The following is a 15,207-nucleotide window of genomic DNA, read 5'->3' as shown; positions in this document are numbered from 1 at the left end:
ATAGGGCGTACCGGGTGATCGACGATTTCTATCGCCGCTATCGGCCCCGCGACCGGGTCGGTGAAATGTTCATCAAGGATTAGCCAGGTGCTTCACTCTTGGTTAAGGTCTACCCACCCCGCAACCCCAGGCCGCACCATGGACATCAAACAGCTCAAGTTCCTCATCGCCCTCGACCAGACCCGCCACTTCGGCCAGGCCGCGGCGCTGTGCCACATCACCCAGCCGACCCTGTCCATGCGCCTGCGCAACCTCGAGGACGAACTGGACCTGGTGCTGGTCAAGCGCGGCCAGCGCTTCGAAGGCTTCACCGAAGCCGGCGAGCGCATCCTGGCCTGGGCCCGCACGCTGCTCGCCGCCCATGACGGCCTGCAGGCCGAGGCCGCCAGCTGCCGGGGCCAAGTGGTTGGCAGCCTGCGCCTGGGCACCGTGCCGCTGGCCAGCTTCAACCCCATGCAACTGCTGATGCCCCTGCGCGAGAAGTACCCCGAGCTGCACTTCCAGCTGTCGTCGCTGAGCTCCGAGCAGGTGATCGACGGCCTGAGCCGCAACCAGCTCGATCTGGGCATCTGCTACCTCGACCAGGTCAACACCAGCTTCTTCGAAGTGATCGAGCTGAGCACCACCACCATGGGCCTGCTGCACGACACCCGGCACTTCCAGTTCGAGGCCGACAGCCTGCGCTGGGAAGACCTCGGCGAGCTGCCGCTGGGCCTGCTGAGCAAAGGCATGCACTACCGACAGTCCCTCGACCTGAGCTTGCGCAGCCGTGGCCTTGCGCCCAATGCCGTGCTCGAGAGCGACTCGACTTTCCAGCTGATCCAGGCGATCAACACCGGCGTATGCTGCGCGGTCATGCCGCTCGATTGCGGCCTGGAAGACCTCAACCAGCACATGCGCATCATCCCGGTACAGGAAGCCAGCATCCACAGCCCGGTCGGCCTGCTGCTGCGCCGCAGCGAGCCGCGCTCGGCCATCGCCGAGCAGTGCTTCGACGAGGCCCGCGCCCTGTTCAGCAGCGAGTGATCAGCATTTGATCAATGCGAGCATGGCCATATTGCGTGGGCGGGTGATCCCGGAGTAACCACGGTCACCGAACAGACCTGGCAATGCATAGTTGACCCGCGCATCGACCCCACCCAGCGAAATGGTCGAATACTCGTCGGTGGAGTAGGCATCCACGCCCATCGCGACTTGCGAAGCGGGACCTGTGTTCTGCGTGGTGGATGCACTCCAGACGCCGTTGGCTATGTTCTCGGTGGTGTCGTAAGGGTAGAGGCTGCCTTTCTGCCAGGAGCCGAACGCCCGGCCTTGGTCTACTCCACGGCCGTCATCGAAACCACGGATGAACTCACCGCGCAGGTCAGGCAGACCAAAGGTCGTGACACCATCGCCAGCGCCATAGGTGGTGCCGATGGCGGCGAACAATGCGCCATGCTCGGCGCGAGACACCAATGCCCCATCGGCCTTCAGCCAGCCCACCGGCGCCTCGTTGGCTGCGGAGAACTTGATGTCACCAGGCGCGGCTCCGGAGAAACCGATGATCTGGCCAAGCGTCACGGCATGCTGGCTATGCGTGGCATTGGCCACCTGCTGGGCACCACCCTCGCAGTTCAGCAGGATCCAGCACAGGGCCCCCTGGTTGAGCAGTGGACCGAGATAGGAAACCAGCGTCACGTTGCCGCCAGCGACAATCTCGTTGCCTTGCAACAGCTGGCCACCGAGGCCGTAGATCGGCGCAGCTGCCAGACCATCGGGAGCATAGGACGCATCCGCTACGTTGGTGCTGGTCGCACGAAAGTACTGAACGACACCATCGGTAGTAGGTAGCGCTGCAAAAGGCAGGGAATTCTTGGCGGTGTAAGCAGTTGTCATCGTGAACATCCTGTATCGATTGAGTTTATGCATGCTACTGAGTAGCGCTGAAACTCATTCTATGCATTAAAGCATAACAAATCAATGCATTTATGCATCATTCCTTAATTCGTTGCCATCCGGTACTGCCGCGGCGTGAAACCGGTCAGTTGCCTGAACTGCCGGCTGAAGGCGCTGTGATCGGTGTAGCCACAGCGCAGGGCCACCTCGATGATCGGCAGGTCGCTGTGCAGCAACTGGTGCGCATGCTCCAGGCGGGCCTTGTGGATCATCTGCCGGGGCGTGAGGTGGAATATCCGCTTGCAGTAGCGCTCCAACTGCGCCACCGAGATCCCGGCGATGCGGGTCAGCTCGCCCATGCTGATCGGCTGGTGGAAATGCGCGCGGATATGCGCATCCACCGCCGCCAGCCGCTGATAGGCGGGGTGGGTGTCGGCGGCTGACTGCAGGTCGACGGAAATGCCCACCAGGCCGATGATCCTCCCCGCCGGATCGTACAGCGGACGCTTGTGGGTCAGGCACCAGCCCGGTTCGCGGCTGCCGTACAGGTGCAGCTCCAGCTGGTCTTCCAGCACCAGGCCCTGCTCCAGCACCCGGCGGTCCTGCTCGGTGTAGCCGGGGCCCAGGCGCGCCGGGAACACTTCGGCGCTGGTCTTGCCCAGCAGCGGCTGCAGGCGCTTGAGGCCGCAGCGCTGGACCAGCGTGCGATTGGCCAGCACGTAGCGGGCCTGGTCATCCTTGATGAAGATCGCCGCATTGGCGATCACGTCGAGCATGGGCAGCAGCCAGACCACACCGGTGAGCAGGGCCTCGAGGGATTCGGGGCGGTGCTGGTCGAGGTGCTGGTACAGCGCTGTCAGTGGGGTCTTGAACATGCGGGATTTCTCTTTGGGATTTACCAGCCCTATCGCGGGGCAAGCCCGCTCCCACGCCAGCTGCACGGCACGCGTGGGAGCGGGCTTGCCCCGCGATAGGCCGGCAACGCCAACCTAAATCACCCCAAGCCCGCCGCACCAGCCTTTCTGCCTGACTGTGCCGATTTCGTCACTCACCTTGCAGAAAACCATCAAGAACCGACGCCTCGATCGGTCCACTCTATGCCCCACGCAAGCCGCCCCACGACCTACAAGAGCGCGGCCGACCAAGCCGCATCGTGACATCAGACCTGCCTATCCAAAACCTACAAAAAGGCGCACCCATGTCAGGCAAATTCAAGAAACAGCTGTCATTGCTCGACCTCACCTTCATCGGCCTCGGCGCGATCTTCGGCTCCGGCTGGCTGTTCGCCGCCAGCCACGTCTCGGCCATCGCCGGCCCGGCCGGCATCCTCTCCTGGTTCCTCGGAGGCTTCGCCGTGCTGCTGCTGGGCATCGTCTACTGCGAGCTCGGCGCCGCCCTGCCGCGGGCCGGGGGCGTGGTGCGCTACCCGGTGTACTCCCACGGCCCGCTGCTGGGCTACCTGATGGGCTTCATTACCCTGATCGCCTTCTCCAGCCTGATCGCCATCGAAGTGGTCGCCTCGCGCCAGTACGCCGCGGCCTGGTTCCCGGCCTTGACCAAGACCGGCTCCAGCGACCCGACGGTGCTTGGCTGGCTGGTGCAGTTCGCGCTGCTCGGGCTGTTCTTCCTGCTCAACTACCGCAGCGTGAAGACCTTCGCCAAGGCCAACAACCTGGTCAGCGTGTTCAAGTTCATCGTGCCGCTGCTGGTGATCGGCGTGCTGTTCACCTTCTTCAAGCCGGAGAACTTCGAGGTCCAGGGCTTCGCGCCGTTCGGCCTGTCCGGCGTGGAAATGGCAGTGTCGGCCGGCGGCATCATCTTCGCCTACCTGGGGCTCACGCCGATCATCTCGGTGGCCAGCGAGGTGAAGAACCCGCAGCGCACCATCCCCATCGCGCTGATTCTCTCGGTGCTGCTGTCCACCGCGATCTATGCCCTGCTGCAACTGGCGTTTCTCGGCAGTGTGCCGAACGAAATGATTGCCAACGGCTGGGCCGGGGTGACCAAGGAACTGGCCCTGCCCTACCGTGACATCGCCCTGGCCCTGGGCGTCGGCTGGCTGGCCTACCTGGTGGTGGCCGACGCGGTGATCTCGCCCAGCGGCTGCGGCAACATCTACATGAACGCCACCCCACGGGTGATCTATGGCTGGGCGCAGACCGGCACCTTCTTCAAGTACTTCACCCGCATCGACGAGCAGTCCGGCATCCCGCGCCCGGCGCTGTGGCTGACCTTCGGCCTGGCGGTGTTCTGGACCCTGCCGTTCCCGTCCTGGGAAGCACTGATCAACGTGGTGTCCGCCGCCCTGGTGCTGAGCTACGCCGTGGCCCCGGTATCGGTCGCCGCCCTGCGCCGCAACGCCCCCGACATGCCACGGCCGTTCCGGGTCAAGGGCATGGGCGTGCTCGGCCCGCTGTCGTTCATCATCGCCGCGCTGATCGTCTACTGGTCGGGCTGGAACACCGTGTCCTGGCTGCTGGCGCTGCAGATCGTGATGTTCGTGCTGTACCTGCTGTGCCGCCGCTTCGTGCCCACCGAACACCTGTCGCTGGGCCAGCAGGTGCGCTCGTCGGCCTGGCTGATCGGCTTCTACGCCGTGACCATTTTCCTCTCCTGGCTGGGCAGCTTCGGCGGCCTGGGCGTGATCGGCCATCCGCTGGACACCGTGATCGTCGCCGCCAGTGCCCTGGGCATCTACTACTGGGGCGCGGCCACCGGCGTGCCGGCCCGGCTGGTGCGGCTCGATGGCGACGATGAAAGCGAAGCGGGTGCCGAAGCGCATCACGGGCACGAGCCGGCTGCGCTGGCCTCCTGAACACTGACGGGAACTCGTGGGAGCGGGCTTGCCTCGCGATTCAGGGCAAGCGGCCTCATCGCGGGACAAGCCCGCTCCCACGATTCCCCCACACGTTGGAACGAACTGACCTATGAAACAGATCCACGTCATCGACTCCCACACCGGCGGTGAACCGACCCGCCTGGTGATGAAGGGTTTCCCGCCACTGCACGGCCGCAGCATGGCCGAACAGCGCGACGAGCTGCGCGAGCTGCACGACCACTGGCGCCGCGCCTGCCTGCTGGAGCCTCGCGGCAACGATGTGCTGGTGGGCGCGCTGTACTGCCCGCCGGTCTCTGCGGATGCCACCTGCGGGGTGATCTTCTTCAACAACGCCGGCTACCTGAACATGTGCGGCCACGGCACCATCGGCCTGGTCGCCTCGCTGCGCCACCTGGGCCTGATCGAGCCGGGCGAGCACAAGATCGACACGCCGGTCGGCCAGGTCAGCGCCACCCTGCATGACGACGGCGCCATCACTGTCGGCAACGTGCCGTCCTACCGCTACCGCCGGCAGGTGACGGTGGACGTGCCGGGGCATGGCCTGGTGCGCGGCGACATCGCCTGGGGCGGCAACTGGTTCTTCCTGGTTTCCGACCACGGCCAGCGCATCGCGCTGGACAACCGCGAAGCCCTCACCGACTACACCTGGGCCCTGCTCAAGGCCCTCGAGGCCCAAGGCATCACCGGCGAACACGGCGCCCCGATCGACCATGTCGAGTTGTTCGCCGACGACGCCAACGCCGACAGCCGCAACTTCGTCATGTGCCCCGGCAAGGCCTACGACCGCTCACCCTGCGGCACCGGCACCAGCGCCAAGCTGGCGTGCCTGGCCGCCGACGGCAAGCTCGCCGAAGGCCAGACCTGGGTCCAGGCCAGCATCACCGGCAGCCAGTTCCACGGCCGCTACGAACGCGACGGCGAACGCATTCGTCCGATCATCACCGGCCGCGCCCACATGACCGCCGACAGCACCCTGCTGATCGACGAGCAGGATCCGTTCGCCTGGGGCATCTGACCCCGTTCATTTCCCACTGAATACCGCCAGGAGTGACAACAATGACCGACAACATCTTCACCGGCACCATGCCCGCCCTGATGACCCCCTGCACCGCCGAGCGCAAGCCGGACTTTGACGCCCTGGTGCGCAAGGGCCGCGAACTGATCGACGCCGGCATGAGCGCGGTGGTGTACTGCGGCTCGATGGGCGACTGGCCGCTGCTGACCGAGGCCGAGCGCCAGGAGGGCGTGGCGCGCCTGGTCGCCGCCGGCATCCCGACCATCGTCGGCACCGGCGCGGTGAACACCCGCGAAGCGGTGTCCCACGCGGCCCACGCCGCCAAGGTCGGCGCCGCCGGCCTGATGGTCATCCCCCGGGTGCTGTCCCGCGGCGCCTCGCTGACCGCCCAGCAGCATCACTTCTCGGCGATCCTCGGCGCCGCGCCGAAGCTGCCGGCAGTGATCTACAACAGCCCCTACTATGGTTTCGCCACCCGCGCCGACCTGTTCTTCGCGCTGCGTCGCGAGTACCCCAACCTGATCGGCTTCAAGGAGTTCGGCGGCGCCGCCGACCTGCGCTACGCCGCCGAGCACATCACCTCGCAGGACGATGACGTGACCCTGATGGTCGGCGTCGACACGCAAGTGGTGCACGGTTTCGTCAACTGCAACGCCACCGGCGCCATCACCGGCATCGGCAACGCGCTGCCCCGTGAAGTGCTGCAACTGGTCAGCCTGAGCAAGCGCGCCGCCAAGGGCGATGCCAAGGCCCGACGCCAGGCCCGGGAGCTGGAGTCGGCGCTGGCGGTGCTGTCGTCGTTCGATGAAGGCTGCGACCTGGTGCTGTACTACAAGCACCTGATGGTGCTCAACGGCGACACCGAGTACCGCCTGCACTTCAACGAAACCGACGCCCTCACCGACGCCCAGCGCCACTACGCCGAACAGCAATACGCGCTGTTCCGCACCTGGTACGCCAGCTGGTCGGCCGAGCACAACCAGGCTTGATATCGAGGACAGCCCGCCCCCCTGTGGGAGCGGGTTCACCCGCGAACACCGGCAAAGCCGGTGCCATGCACCGAGTTGCTTGTTTCGCGGGTAAACCCGCTCCCACAGGGCTGCGACACGCCCTTGATTCTGAATTTAATTCCAAAGGATGTGCTCATGCCCCTTACCGGCAACTTGCTAATTGGCCAACGCTCCGTGGTCGGCACCGAAGCACCGATCCGTGCCGTCGACCCGACTCGCAACCAATCGCTGGAGCCCAGCTACGCCGGCGCCAGCGCCGAACAGGTAACCCAGGCCTGCGCCCTGGCCTGGGCGGCCTTTGATGCCTACCGCGAAACCACCCTCGAACAACGCGCCCACTTTCTCGAAACCATCGCCGAGCAGATCGAAGCCCTGGGCGATGCCCTGATCGACCGCGCCAACACCGAGACCGGCCTGCCCAAGGCGCGTCTGCTGGGCGAGCGCGGCCGCACCTGCGCGCAACTGCGCACCTTCGCTCGCGTGGTGCGGGCCGGTGAATGGCTGGATGTACGGGTGGACAACTCTCTGCCCGAGCGCCAGCCACTGCCACGCCCCGACCTGCGCCAAAGACAGATTGCCCTGGGCCCGGTAGCGGTGTTCGGCGCCAGCAATTTCCCGCTGGCCTTCTCGGTGGCCGGCGGCGACACCGCCTCGGCACTGGCCGCCGGTTGCCCGGTGGTGGTCAAGGCCCATGGCGCCCACCCCGGCACCAGCGAACTGGTCGGCCAGGCCGTGGCCCGGGCGGTCGCGCAGTGCGAGCTGCCCGAAGGCGTGTTCTCGCTGCTGTACGGCGCCGGCCGTGAGGTCGGTATCGGTCTGGTCAGCGACCCGCGCATCAAGGCCGTTGGCTTCACCGGTTCGCGCAGCGGCGGTCTCGCGCTGTGCCAGGCCGCCCAGGCACGTCCCGAGCCAATCCCCGTCTATGCCGAAATGAGCTCGATCAACCCGGTGTTCCTCTTCGAAGCCGCCCTGCAGGCCCGAGCGGAACCTCTGGCCCAAGCCTTCGTCACTTCGCTGACCCAGGGCGCCGGCCAGTTCTGTACCAACCCCGGACTGCTGATCGCCCGCCAGGGGCCGGCCCTCGAGCGCTTCATCAATGCCGCCGCCGAGCAAGTCCGGCAAGCCGCGGCGCAGACCATGCTCACCCCCGGCATTGCCAGTGCCTATGCCAACGGCGTCGCCGCACTGGGTGAGAACCGCAATGCCCGCCAGATCGCCAGCGGCCAGCCTCATCAAGGCCCGAACCAGTGCCAGGCGCACCTGTTCGCCAGCTCGGCCCAGGCGTTTCTCGCCGACCCTGCGCTGCAGGCCGAGGTGTTCGGCGCCACCTCGCTGGTGGTCGCCTGCGACAGCGACGAGCAAGTCCGCCAGGTTGCCGAGCACCTGGAAGGACAACTGACCGCCACCCTGCACCTGGACGCCGCCGACCTCGACCGCGCCCGCCAGCTGCTGCCCACCCTCGAACGCAAAGCCGGGCGGATCCTGGTCAACGGTTGGCCGACCGGGGTCGAGGTGTGCGACGCGATGGTCCACGGCGGCCCGTTCCCGGCCACCTCCGACACCCGCGGCACCTCGGTGGGTACTGCGGCGATCCTGCGTTTCCTGCGCCCGGTGTGCTACCAGGACTTCCCCGATGCACTGCTGCCCGATGCGCTGCAACAGGGCAACCCGCTGCAACTGCGCCGCTTGCTCGATGGCCGACGGGAAGGCTGAACCATGACCGCCACTGACACGGACATCGCCGTGGTCGGCGCCGGCATTGTCGGCGTTGCCTGCGCCCTGCAACTGGCCCGCCAGGGCCGCCGGGTGCTGCTGATCGATCGCCAGGCGCCGGGCCACGGTGCGTCGTTTGGCAATGCCGGGCACCTGGCCACCGAGCAGGTGTTTCCCATCGCCGACCTGACGATTCTCAAGCGCCTGCCGGCCATGCTGCTAGACCCGATGGGCCCGCTGCGCCTGGACTGGAAGTACCTGCCACGGGCCCTGCCCTGGTTCACCCGCCTGTTGCTCAACCTGCGACCGGCGCCGTTCCAGCGTAGCGTCGCGGGCCTTCGTGCGCTGAACGAAAGCAGCCTCGGCGCCTGGCAACGGCTGCTTGCATCCATCGACCGCAACCACCTGCTCAAGGAAGACGGTTCGCTGCTGGTGTTCGAACGCCACGAATCGCGCCAGGCGCTCGCGGCATTGCACGCCCGCCTGCAGGCACAGGCCGTGCCCGTGGACCTGTGGTCGGCCGAGGCGGTAAGCGAAGCGGCGCCGCAGTTGAGTCCGTCGATCCTGGGCGGCCTGTTCTTCCCGCGCACCGGTCACTTCCTCGACCCCTATCAGGTGGTCTGCGACCTGTTCAGCGCCGCCAGGGCCAGCGGCGTGCGCTTCCTGCATGCCGAGGTCGATGGCGGCCGGGTGCATGGCCAGGGCATCACCCTTGCCAGCGACCAGGGCACCCTCGAGGCCCGCCAGGTGTTGATCAGTGCCGGGGCACATTCGGCCAGGCTCACGGCCGCCCTGACCGGTCGGCAGGTACCGTTGGATACCGAGCGCGGCTACCACCTGATGCTGCCGGCGGAACACCAGCGCCTACCATTCGCCGTCACCTCGCTGGAGCGCAAGTTCATCATGACGCCCATGGCCGACGGCCTGCGCCTGGCCGGCACGGTGGAATTCGCCGGGCTCGAGGCGCCGCCGAGCATGCAGCGGGCATGGCAACTGCATCGGTTGAGCAAGGGCTTGTTCCGGCGTGAGCTGGATGCCAAGGGAGCGACACCGTGGATGGGGTTCCGGCCTTCGTTGCCGGATTCGCTGCCGGTGATCGACCGGGTGGCTGATGGCAAGGTGCTGCTGGCGTTCGGGCACCAGCACCTGGGGTTGACCCAGGCGGCGGTGACGGCAGAGTGGGTGGGGCGGTTGGCTGCGGGGGCCGAAGTGGAACAGGTGTACAGGTTGGATCGGTTCTGATTTTTCGAGCACCAGGCCGTTCAAAGAATAACGTTGCAAACACTACCAGCGTGGGAGCGGGCTTGCCCCGCGATCACCGGCAAAGCCGGTGCCATACACCATATCGCGGGGCAAGCCCGCTCCCACGCTGCCCCAGTGAGATCAAAGAATTAGGTCTTGCCTCATGAGAGCGGCCCCAGCCTCACTCAGCGATAACGCTCAAGCCAGTGCGCATAAGGCGCCGGCAGCGTCCACGCCGCCTTGTCCACACCCAGTGCCTTGGCAGCGGCATACGGCCAGTGCGGATCAGCCAGGTGCGCACGCCCCACCGACACCAGGTCGAGCTGGTTGGCCTGCAACGCGCCCTCGGCCAGCTCCGGCGTGCCAAAGCCCCAGGCCGAGGTCACCGGCAGCTTCGCCTCGCGGCGCACCCGCTCGGCGATCGGCCCCAGGAACGCCGGGCCCCACGGGATGTTGGTCTGGGGAATGGTGAAGCCGACGCTGACGCTCAGCAGATCGAGGCCGCCGGCCTTGAAGCGACGGGCCAGTTCGATGGACTCCTGCAGGGTCTGCTCGTCACGGCCATCGTATTCCACCACGCCAAAGCGAGCGGTCAGCGGCAGGTTCTCCGGCCACACCTCACGTACCGCGGCCAGGGTTTCCAGCAGGAAGCGCGTGCGGTTGTCGAAGCTGCCGCCATAGGCGTCGGTACGCTGGTTGGAGTGCTCGGAGAAGAAGCTCTGGCCCAGGTAACCGTGGGCGAAGTGCAGCTCGATCCACTCGAAGCCGGCATCGCGGGCACGGCGCGCGGCATCGACGAAGTCCTGCTTGACCCGGGCGATATCGTCCAGGGTCATGGCCTTGGGCACTTTCGGCAGGTGGCCGCCGAAGGCGATGGCGGACGGGGCGATAGTGTCCCAGCCACGGGCATCGTCGGCGGCGATATGGTCGTCACCTTCCCAGGGACGGTTGGCACTGGCCTTGCGCCCGGCGTGGGCGATCTGGATGCCCGGCACGGAACCGGCGGCCTTGATCGCCTTGACCACCGGCACGAAGGCCTGGGCCTGGGTGTCGTTCCAGATGCCGGCGCAGCCGGGGGTGATACGCCCTTCCGGCGACACCGCGGTGGCCTCGACCACCACCAGGCCGGCGCCACCACGGGCCAGGCCCGCGTAATGCACCTGGTGCCAGTCATTGATCAGGCCATCCACGGCCATGTACTGGCACATCGGCGGAATGGCGATGCGGTTGCGCAGGGTGACGTCTTTGAGGGTATAGGGTTCGAACAAGGCGGCCATGAGGTAACTCCAGGGACAGGGTGGATACGATTGTTCGATCATATTCGAACTATGGCAATTTGTGAAACCCCCGTTATCATGTCGTCCATGCGAGCCTATACCCACCCCAACCCCGAAGACCTGACGCTGGAGCGCCTGCTCTATGCCCTGAGCGACCCTGTGCGCATGGAAATCGTCCGTCGCCTGGCCGGTGTCGCCGAAGCCAGCTGCGGCGAGCTGGACGGCGGCCGGCCCAAGTCGAGCATGTCCCATCACTTTCGCGTATTGCGCGATTCCGGGCTGGTGCACACCCGCAACGTCGGCACCACGCATATGAATTCGCTGCGCAGCGAAGAACTCGAAAGCCGCTTCCCGGGGTTGCTGGGCAGTATTCTCGAGCAGCGTTGAGCCGCACCCGGCCACGCCAACCTCAAGTCTTGCGCGATCCCTGTAGGAGCGGCCTTGTGCCGCGAAAGGGCCGCATTGCGGCCCCGGCAATCTTTGCTCAACGCCGAAATGCTGGGGCCGCTACGCAGCCCTTTCGCGGCACGAGGCCGCTCCTACAGGGTAGGCGTAAATCCCTTGCCCGATTCTCAGGCACAAAAAAACCACGAGGCCGCCAGGGGCGATCCTCGTGGTTGGTGTTGCCGGGCAAGCCCGGCAAGCAGGGGCCTTACAGCGCCATGTCGTTCGCAGGCTTGCTCTCGACCGGTGCGGCTGGCGCCACGCTGGTCTTGACGCTCTGGTCGATCACCGGCGGCTTCTCCAGCTGCAGGACTTCGGCGGTGTAGTCCCACTCTTTCTGGGTGGCGGCGGCCGAATCATTCAGCTTGGTACCGTAGCTCGGGATGATCTCCTTGATCTTGGCCTGCCACTCAGGGGTAGCGACCTTCTCCTTGAACACGGTTTCCAGCACGTTGAGCATGATCGGCGCGGCGGTCGAGGCACCTGGCGAGGCGCCCAGCAGGCCGGCGATGGTGCGGTCTTCGGAAGCCACGACCTCGGTGCCCAGCTTCAGCACGCCGCCCTTGTCGGCGTCACGCTTGATGATCTGCACGCGCTGACCGGCCTGCCACAGTTTCCAGTCTTCCTTCTTGGCGTTCGGGAAGTAGGTCTGCAGGGCGGCGAATCGGTCGTCGTCGGACTGCATCAGCTGGCCGGCGAGGTACTCGACCAGCGGGTACTGATCGATGCCGACGCGGGCCATCGGCCAGACGTTGTGGGTGGTGGTGCTGCTCAGCAGGTCCAGGTACGAGCCGTTCTTCAGGAACTTGGTCGAGAAGGTGGCGAATGGCCCGAACAGGATCACGCGCTTGCCGTCCAGCACGCGGGTGTCCAGGTGCGGAACCGACATGGGTGGCGCGCCGGTCGAGGCGATGCCGTAGGCCTTGGCCATGTGCTGCATGGCAACGGTCGGGTTCTCGGTCACCAGGAACGAGCCGCCCACCGGGAAGCCTGCGTATTCCTTGGCTTCCGGAATGCCCGACTTCTGCAGCAGCTTCAGCGCGCCGCCGCCGGCACCGATGAACAGGAACTTGGCGTCGGTGGCGTGCTCGGTGCCATCCTTCAGGTTCTTGTACTCGACGTGCCAGGAGCCGTCTTCGTTGCGGGTGATGTCCTGCACTTCGCTGGACAGCTTCAGGTCGAAGTTTTCTTTGGTCTTCAGGTGACCAACGAACTGACGGGTGATCTCACCGAAGTTGACGTCGGTGCCGATCGGGCTCCAGGTCACGGCCAGCTTCTGGCTTGGGTCGCGGCCTTCCATCATCAGCGGGACCCACTTGGCGATCTGCGCGTGGTCTTCCGAGTACTGCATCGAACGGAACAGCGGACTGGCCTGCAGGGCGTCGTAGCGCTGCTTCAGGAACTTGATGTTGTCATCGCCCCAGACGAAGCTCATGTGCGGGGTGGTGTTGATGAACGAGTGCGGGTTCTTCAGCACGCCCTGGCGTACCTGCCAGGACCAGAACTGGCGGGAGATCTGGAACGACTCGTTGATCTCGATGGCCTTGGTGATGTTGACCTTGCCATCTTTGTCCATCGGGGTGTAGTTCAGCTCGGCCAGCGCGGAGTGGCCGGTACCGGCGTTGTTCCAGCCGTTGGAGCTTTCTTCGGCGACGCCGTCCATGCGCTCGACCATTTCCATCGACCAGCTCGGTTCCAGCTCGTTGAGCCAGACCGCCAGGGTGGAACTCATGATGCCGCCGCCAACCAGCAGCACGTCGACTTTCTTGGTGTCTTCGGCGTGCGCTTGCATGAAGCTCGCCGCGACTGCCAGACCCAGCAAGGTCTTGCCAGCTTTCTTGAACATTGATCGATTCCAGTCAGTAGAACGGAGGGTGGGCCTGTGGCTGGCCCAGGTATTCCATGTTCTTCAGCGCAGGCTTGTTGTGATCATTGTTCAGCAGCCAGAGAGACATTGGACGCGCCAGCCTTTGGTCGGATTGACCGACAAGGCTGAAACGATTTACGGATTGTAACCGAATTGCCAGCACAAACAAACGCGCGCCGGGACGTCAAGACGACAGGTTGCCACGCGACAAGCCACCACGCCCCCCAGAAACAAAAACCCCCGGCCACATCCATGGTCGGGGGTCTTGGATCAGGCCGTGAACGACCCGATCAGGGTATTTCCAAGATTACTGCTGCTGAGGCAGTTTATCGATCGGGCCGCAGCCGCCGATGATCTTGGAGATGGAAACCGATGGGTGGAACAGGTAGTCGTACGAGCAGTTCTTAGGCTGGTTGTAGACCTGGCCGGTGCAGCCGGACAGCAGGGCAACGCCCGAAACGACAGCAACAGCGACAGTAGCTTTGATCAGCTTTTTCATAAAAATCCTTTAGTCCATGATCCACCATCAAACTGATGGCGCGCGGATCATACGGGAAAAGGGGGTGTGAGCGAAAGGCGTTAGTACAGTTGCACTAGTTGACGGGGGTCAACTAACAAGTTGTCGGCACGGCAACTAAGTGTAATGAACTACTTGCTAAAACGTTACAGGTTGGCGTAGTTCGCACAGATTGCCCTTACCGGAAATAGCTTGATTCCCTGGGACTGATGCCTATCCCGACTGAAAAGCATGGACTTCCCTCTGCCCGTAGTCCTTTTCCGAGTCGGATGTCCCCTTCCTTCAAAGCATTGCAACCGACCGAATCGCTCTCTAGCCTCAGGCCGTCACTGCGCTGAATCGAGCGTCGTCCGGCTTGGCGTCTGATCCGAAAATACCACCCACATGGACAAGGAGTAGCCAGTAGGCTACTTTCATGCATGAGTAACCTGATCGACACAACGCCGGAATTTGAATCCTGGCTCGATGGCGTCAAGGACCCCATCGGCAAAGGTGCGATCGCCGGACGGATTCTCCGCGCAGAAGGTGGCAACTTCGGTGACACCGAACCCGTCGGCGACGGTGTCAGCGAAATGCGCGTGTTCATCGGGCCTGGTTACCGCATCTACTATGTGCGGACAGGCATGGCGCGCTATTTGATGCTCTACGGCAGTGACAAGACTGATCAAGACAGAGGCATCAAACGAGCGAAGGACATTCTCGATGCCCTGCGAGGTAAAAGAAGATGAGTAAAAATGCCGAGTCTGGCGATATGCCGATCCTTGACCTGGAACTGAGCAACACCAACCGCTTCGAGGCCTCCCGCTTCCTCGACAACCCCGAAACCATTGCTGCCTTCCTGGCAGAAGCCATGCACAGCAACGATGCCCAGACGCTGATGCAGGCCATCGGTGAAGTCGCCAAGGCCATCGGTGTGAATCAGTTTGCCCAGGATGCAGGCGTTAACCGCGAGTCACTCTATAAAACGCTCAAGGGAGGGGACAAGACGCGCTTCGCTACCGTCCAGAAGCTGATGCTTGCACTAGGTGTAGAGCTGACAGTCAGGCCGCTCGAGACCGCCAACGTCTACAGCAAGAGAAGCCGATAAACAGGCGATAGCATGAAGTGAAAACGGAGTTTCCCGCAAAGAGCCAATAAGTGATCTGAGGATTGAGAAGACCAACTTGCTGGCAATTCCTTTCAGCTTCCTACAGATTTTCATCAGACTTTCCTGATTTCCTGTAGTCCATTTCCCAAGCACACTTTTCCCCCATTCAAGCCATTGCAGCTGCTCGGTTCGCGGCCTAGTCTCGACCCGTCGTTGCCAACTCAACGACCGGCTTTGACAGGCCGAATACTACTCCGAGCACGTGCACCCCTTATGGCGGCAGTACGTGGGGCACCTTGTGTGCGCCGGGTCCCGGAGTCC

The 15,207-nt window shown here is 64.5% G+C and carries 14 protein-coding genes; 9 read left to right on the top strand and 5 right to left on the bottom strand.

What is annotated here, in order from left to right:
• Positions 1-138 precede the first annotated feature (138 nt).
• A complete protein-coding gene (locus tag K2O50_RS06610) occupies positions 139-1,026 on the top strand; it encodes a LysR family transcriptional regulator (protein WP_050704304.1) in 888 nt (295 codons plus the stop codon).
• On the opposite strand, the gene K2O50_RS26865 is transcribed toward K2O50_RS06610, so the two are convergent.
• Together K2O50_RS26865 and K2O50_RS06600 are read right to left on the bottom strand one after the other, a co-directional pair.
• Positions 1,027-1,875, bottom strand: coding sequence for a tail fiber protein (locus tag K2O50_RS26865; protein ID WP_050704303.1), 849 nt, complete (start codon positions 1,873-1,875; stop codon positions 1,027-1,029). It abuts the gene before it with no gap.
• Between the two features lie 104 nt (positions 1,876-1,979).
• A complete protein-coding gene (locus K2O50_RS06600) occupies positions 1,980-2,750 on the bottom strand; it encodes an AraC family transcriptional regulator (protein WP_050704302.1) in 771 nt (256 codons plus the stop codon).
• A gap of 323 nt (positions 2,751-3,073) precedes the next feature.
• Between K2O50_RS06600 and K2O50_RS06595 the strand changes: the two genes are divergently transcribed.
• The 5 genes from K2O50_RS06595 (at position 3,074) to K2O50_RS06575 (ending at position 9,694) form a co-directional block, all read left to right on the top strand.
• A complete protein-coding gene (locus K2O50_RS06595; RefSeq protein WP_050704301.1) occupies positions 3,074-4,690 on the top strand; it encodes an APC family permease in 1,617 nt (538 codons plus the stop codon).
• 112 nt (positions 4,691-4,802) lie between these two features.
• A complete protein-coding gene (locus K2O50_RS06590) occupies positions 4,803-5,729 on the top strand; it encodes a 4-hydroxyproline epimerase (RefSeq protein WP_050704300.1) in 927 nt (308 codons plus the stop codon).
• Positions 5,730-5,770: 41 nt separating this feature from the next.
• Positions 5,771-6,718 carry a dihydrodipicolinate synthase family protein gene (locus K2O50_RS06585; protein WP_050704299.1) on the top strand — a complete coding sequence of 316 codons (948 nt, stop codon included), beginning with the start codon at positions 5,771-5,773 and terminating at the stop codon, positions 6,716-6,718.
• 156 nt (positions 6,719-6,874) lie between these two features.
• Positions 6,875-8,452 (top strand): aldehyde dehydrogenase (NADP(+)), encoded by a 1,578-nt coding sequence (locus K2O50_RS06580; protein ID WP_050704298.1) that lies wholly within the window; start codon positions 6,875-6,877, stop codon positions 8,450-8,452.
• Positions 8,453-8,455: 3 nt separating this feature from the next.
• Positions 8,456-9,694, top strand: a complete 1,239-nt coding sequence (locus K2O50_RS06575) for an FAD-binding oxidoreductase (protein WP_050704297.1) — start codon at positions 8,456-8,458, stop codon at positions 9,692-9,694.
• Between the two features lie 185 nt (positions 9,695-9,879).
• Here the strand turns inward: K2O50_RS06575 and K2O50_RS06570 are convergent, their stop codons facing one another.
• Positions 9,880-10,971, bottom strand: coding sequence for an NADH:flavin oxidoreductase/NADH oxidase (locus tag K2O50_RS06570; RefSeq protein WP_050704296.1), 1,092 nt, complete (start codon positions 10,969-10,971; stop codon positions 9,880-9,882).
• Between the two features lie 51 nt (positions 10,972-11,022).
• On the opposite strand from K2O50_RS06570, the gene K2O50_RS06565 reads away from it, so the two are divergent.
• Positions 11,023-11,358 carry a helix-turn-helix transcriptional regulator gene (locus tag K2O50_RS06565; protein WP_052896291.1) on the top strand — a complete coding sequence of 112 codons (336 nt, stop codon included), beginning with the start codon at positions 11,023-11,025 and terminating at the stop codon, positions 11,356-11,358.
• Between the two features lie 265 nt (positions 11,359-11,623).
• Here K2O50_RS06565 and mqo read toward each other — a convergent pair whose 3' ends face one another.
• Positions 11,624-13,261 carry a malate dehydrogenase (quinone) gene (gene mqo, locus K2O50_RS06560; RefSeq protein WP_050704294.1) on the bottom strand — a complete coding sequence of 546 codons (1,638 nt, stop codon included), beginning with the start codon at positions 13,259-13,261 and terminating at the stop codon, positions 11,624-11,626.
• A 328-nt stretch (positions 13,262-13,589) separates the two neighbouring features.
• Positions 13,590-13,781 carry a DUF4223 family protein gene (locus tag K2O50_RS06555; protein WP_023630554.1) on the bottom strand — a complete coding sequence of 64 codons (192 nt, stop codon included), beginning with the start codon at positions 13,779-13,781 and terminating at the stop codon, positions 13,590-13,592.
• Between the two features lie 437 nt (positions 13,782-14,218).
• On the opposite strand from K2O50_RS06555, the gene K2O50_RS06550 reads away from it, so the two are divergent.
• Entirely contained in the window at positions 14,219-14,527 is a 309-nt protein-coding gene (locus tag K2O50_RS06550; protein WP_050704293.1) for a type II toxin-antitoxin system RelE/ParE family toxin, read from the top strand.
• The gene (locus K2O50_RS06545) at positions 14,524-14,886 is read left to right on the top strand and encodes an addiction module antidote protein (RefSeq protein ID WP_050704292.1); all 363 of its coding nucleotides are present in this window, start codon (positions 14,524-14,526) and stop codon (positions 14,884-14,886) included. The genes K2O50_RS06550 and K2O50_RS06545 overlap by 4 nt, the downstream gene beginning before the upstream one ends.
• Positions 14,887-15,207 lie beyond the last annotated feature (321 nt).

Source organism: Pseudomonas sp. 2hn, assembly GCF_019646095.1.
In the GTDB taxonomy this organism is placed as follows: Bacteria; Pseudomonadota; Gammaproteobacteria; order Pseudomonadales; family Pseudomonadaceae; genus Aquipseudomonas; species Aquipseudomonas peradeniyensis.
Note: the sequence above shows the minus strand (reverse complement) of the source record. Positions and strands in the feature narration are given on the sequence as shown.

What these genes read in the sequence shown, in the direction of transcription:
- K2O50_RS06610 (WP_050704304.1), top strand. Translation starts at nt 139, where the DNA reads ATGGACATCAAACAGCTCAAGTTCCTCATCGCCCTCGACCAGACCCGC.
- K2O50_RS26865 (WP_050704303.1), bottom strand. Translation starts at nt 1,875, where the DNA reads ATGACAACTGCTTACACCGCCAAGAATTCCCTGCCTTTTGCAGCGCTA.
- K2O50_RS06600 (WP_050704302.1), bottom strand. Translation starts at nt 2,750, where the DNA reads ATGTTCAAGACCCCACTGACAGCGCTGTACCAGCACCTCGACCAGCAC.
- K2O50_RS06595 (WP_050704301.1), top strand. Translation starts at nt 3,074, where the DNA reads ATGTCAGGCAAATTCAAGAAACAGCTGTCATTGCTCGACCTCACCTTC.
- K2O50_RS06590 (WP_050704300.1), top strand. Translation starts at nt 4,803, where the DNA reads ATGAAACAGATCCACGTCATCGACTCCCACACCGGCGGTGAACCGACC.
- K2O50_RS06585 (WP_050704299.1), top strand. Translation starts at nt 5,771, where the DNA reads ATGACCGACAACATCTTCACCGGCACCATGCCCGCCCTGATGACCCCC.
- K2O50_RS06580 (WP_050704298.1), top strand. Translation starts at nt 6,875, where the DNA reads ATGCCCCTTACCGGCAACTTGCTAATTGGCCAACGCTCCGTGGTCGGC.
- K2O50_RS06575 (WP_050704297.1), top strand. Translation starts at nt 8,456, where the DNA reads ATGACCGCCACTGACACGGACATCGCCGTGGTCGGCGCCGGCATTGTC.
- K2O50_RS06570 (WP_050704296.1), bottom strand. Translation starts at nt 10,971, where the DNA reads ATGGCCGCCTTGTTCGAACCCTATACCCTCAAAGACGTCACCCTGCGC.
- K2O50_RS06565 (WP_052896291.1), top strand. Translation starts at nt 11,023, where the DNA reads ATGGCAATTTGTGAAACCCCCGTTATCATGTCGTCCATGCGAGCCTAT.
- mqo (WP_050704294.1), bottom strand. Translation starts at nt 13,261, where the DNA reads ATGTTCAAGAAAGCTGGCAAGACCTTGCTGGGTCTGGCAGTCGCGGCG.
- K2O50_RS06555 (WP_023630554.1), bottom strand. Translation starts at nt 13,781, where the DNA reads ATGAAAAAGCTGATCAAAGCTACTGTCGCTGTTGCTGTCGTTTCGGGC.
- K2O50_RS06550 (WP_050704293.1), top strand. Translation starts at nt 14,219, where the DNA reads ATGAGTAACCTGATCGACACAACGCCGGAATTTGAATCCTGGCTCGAT.
- K2O50_RS06545 (WP_050704292.1), top strand. Translation starts at nt 14,524, where the DNA reads ATGAGTAAAAATGCCGAGTCTGGCGATATGCCGATCCTTGACCTGGAA.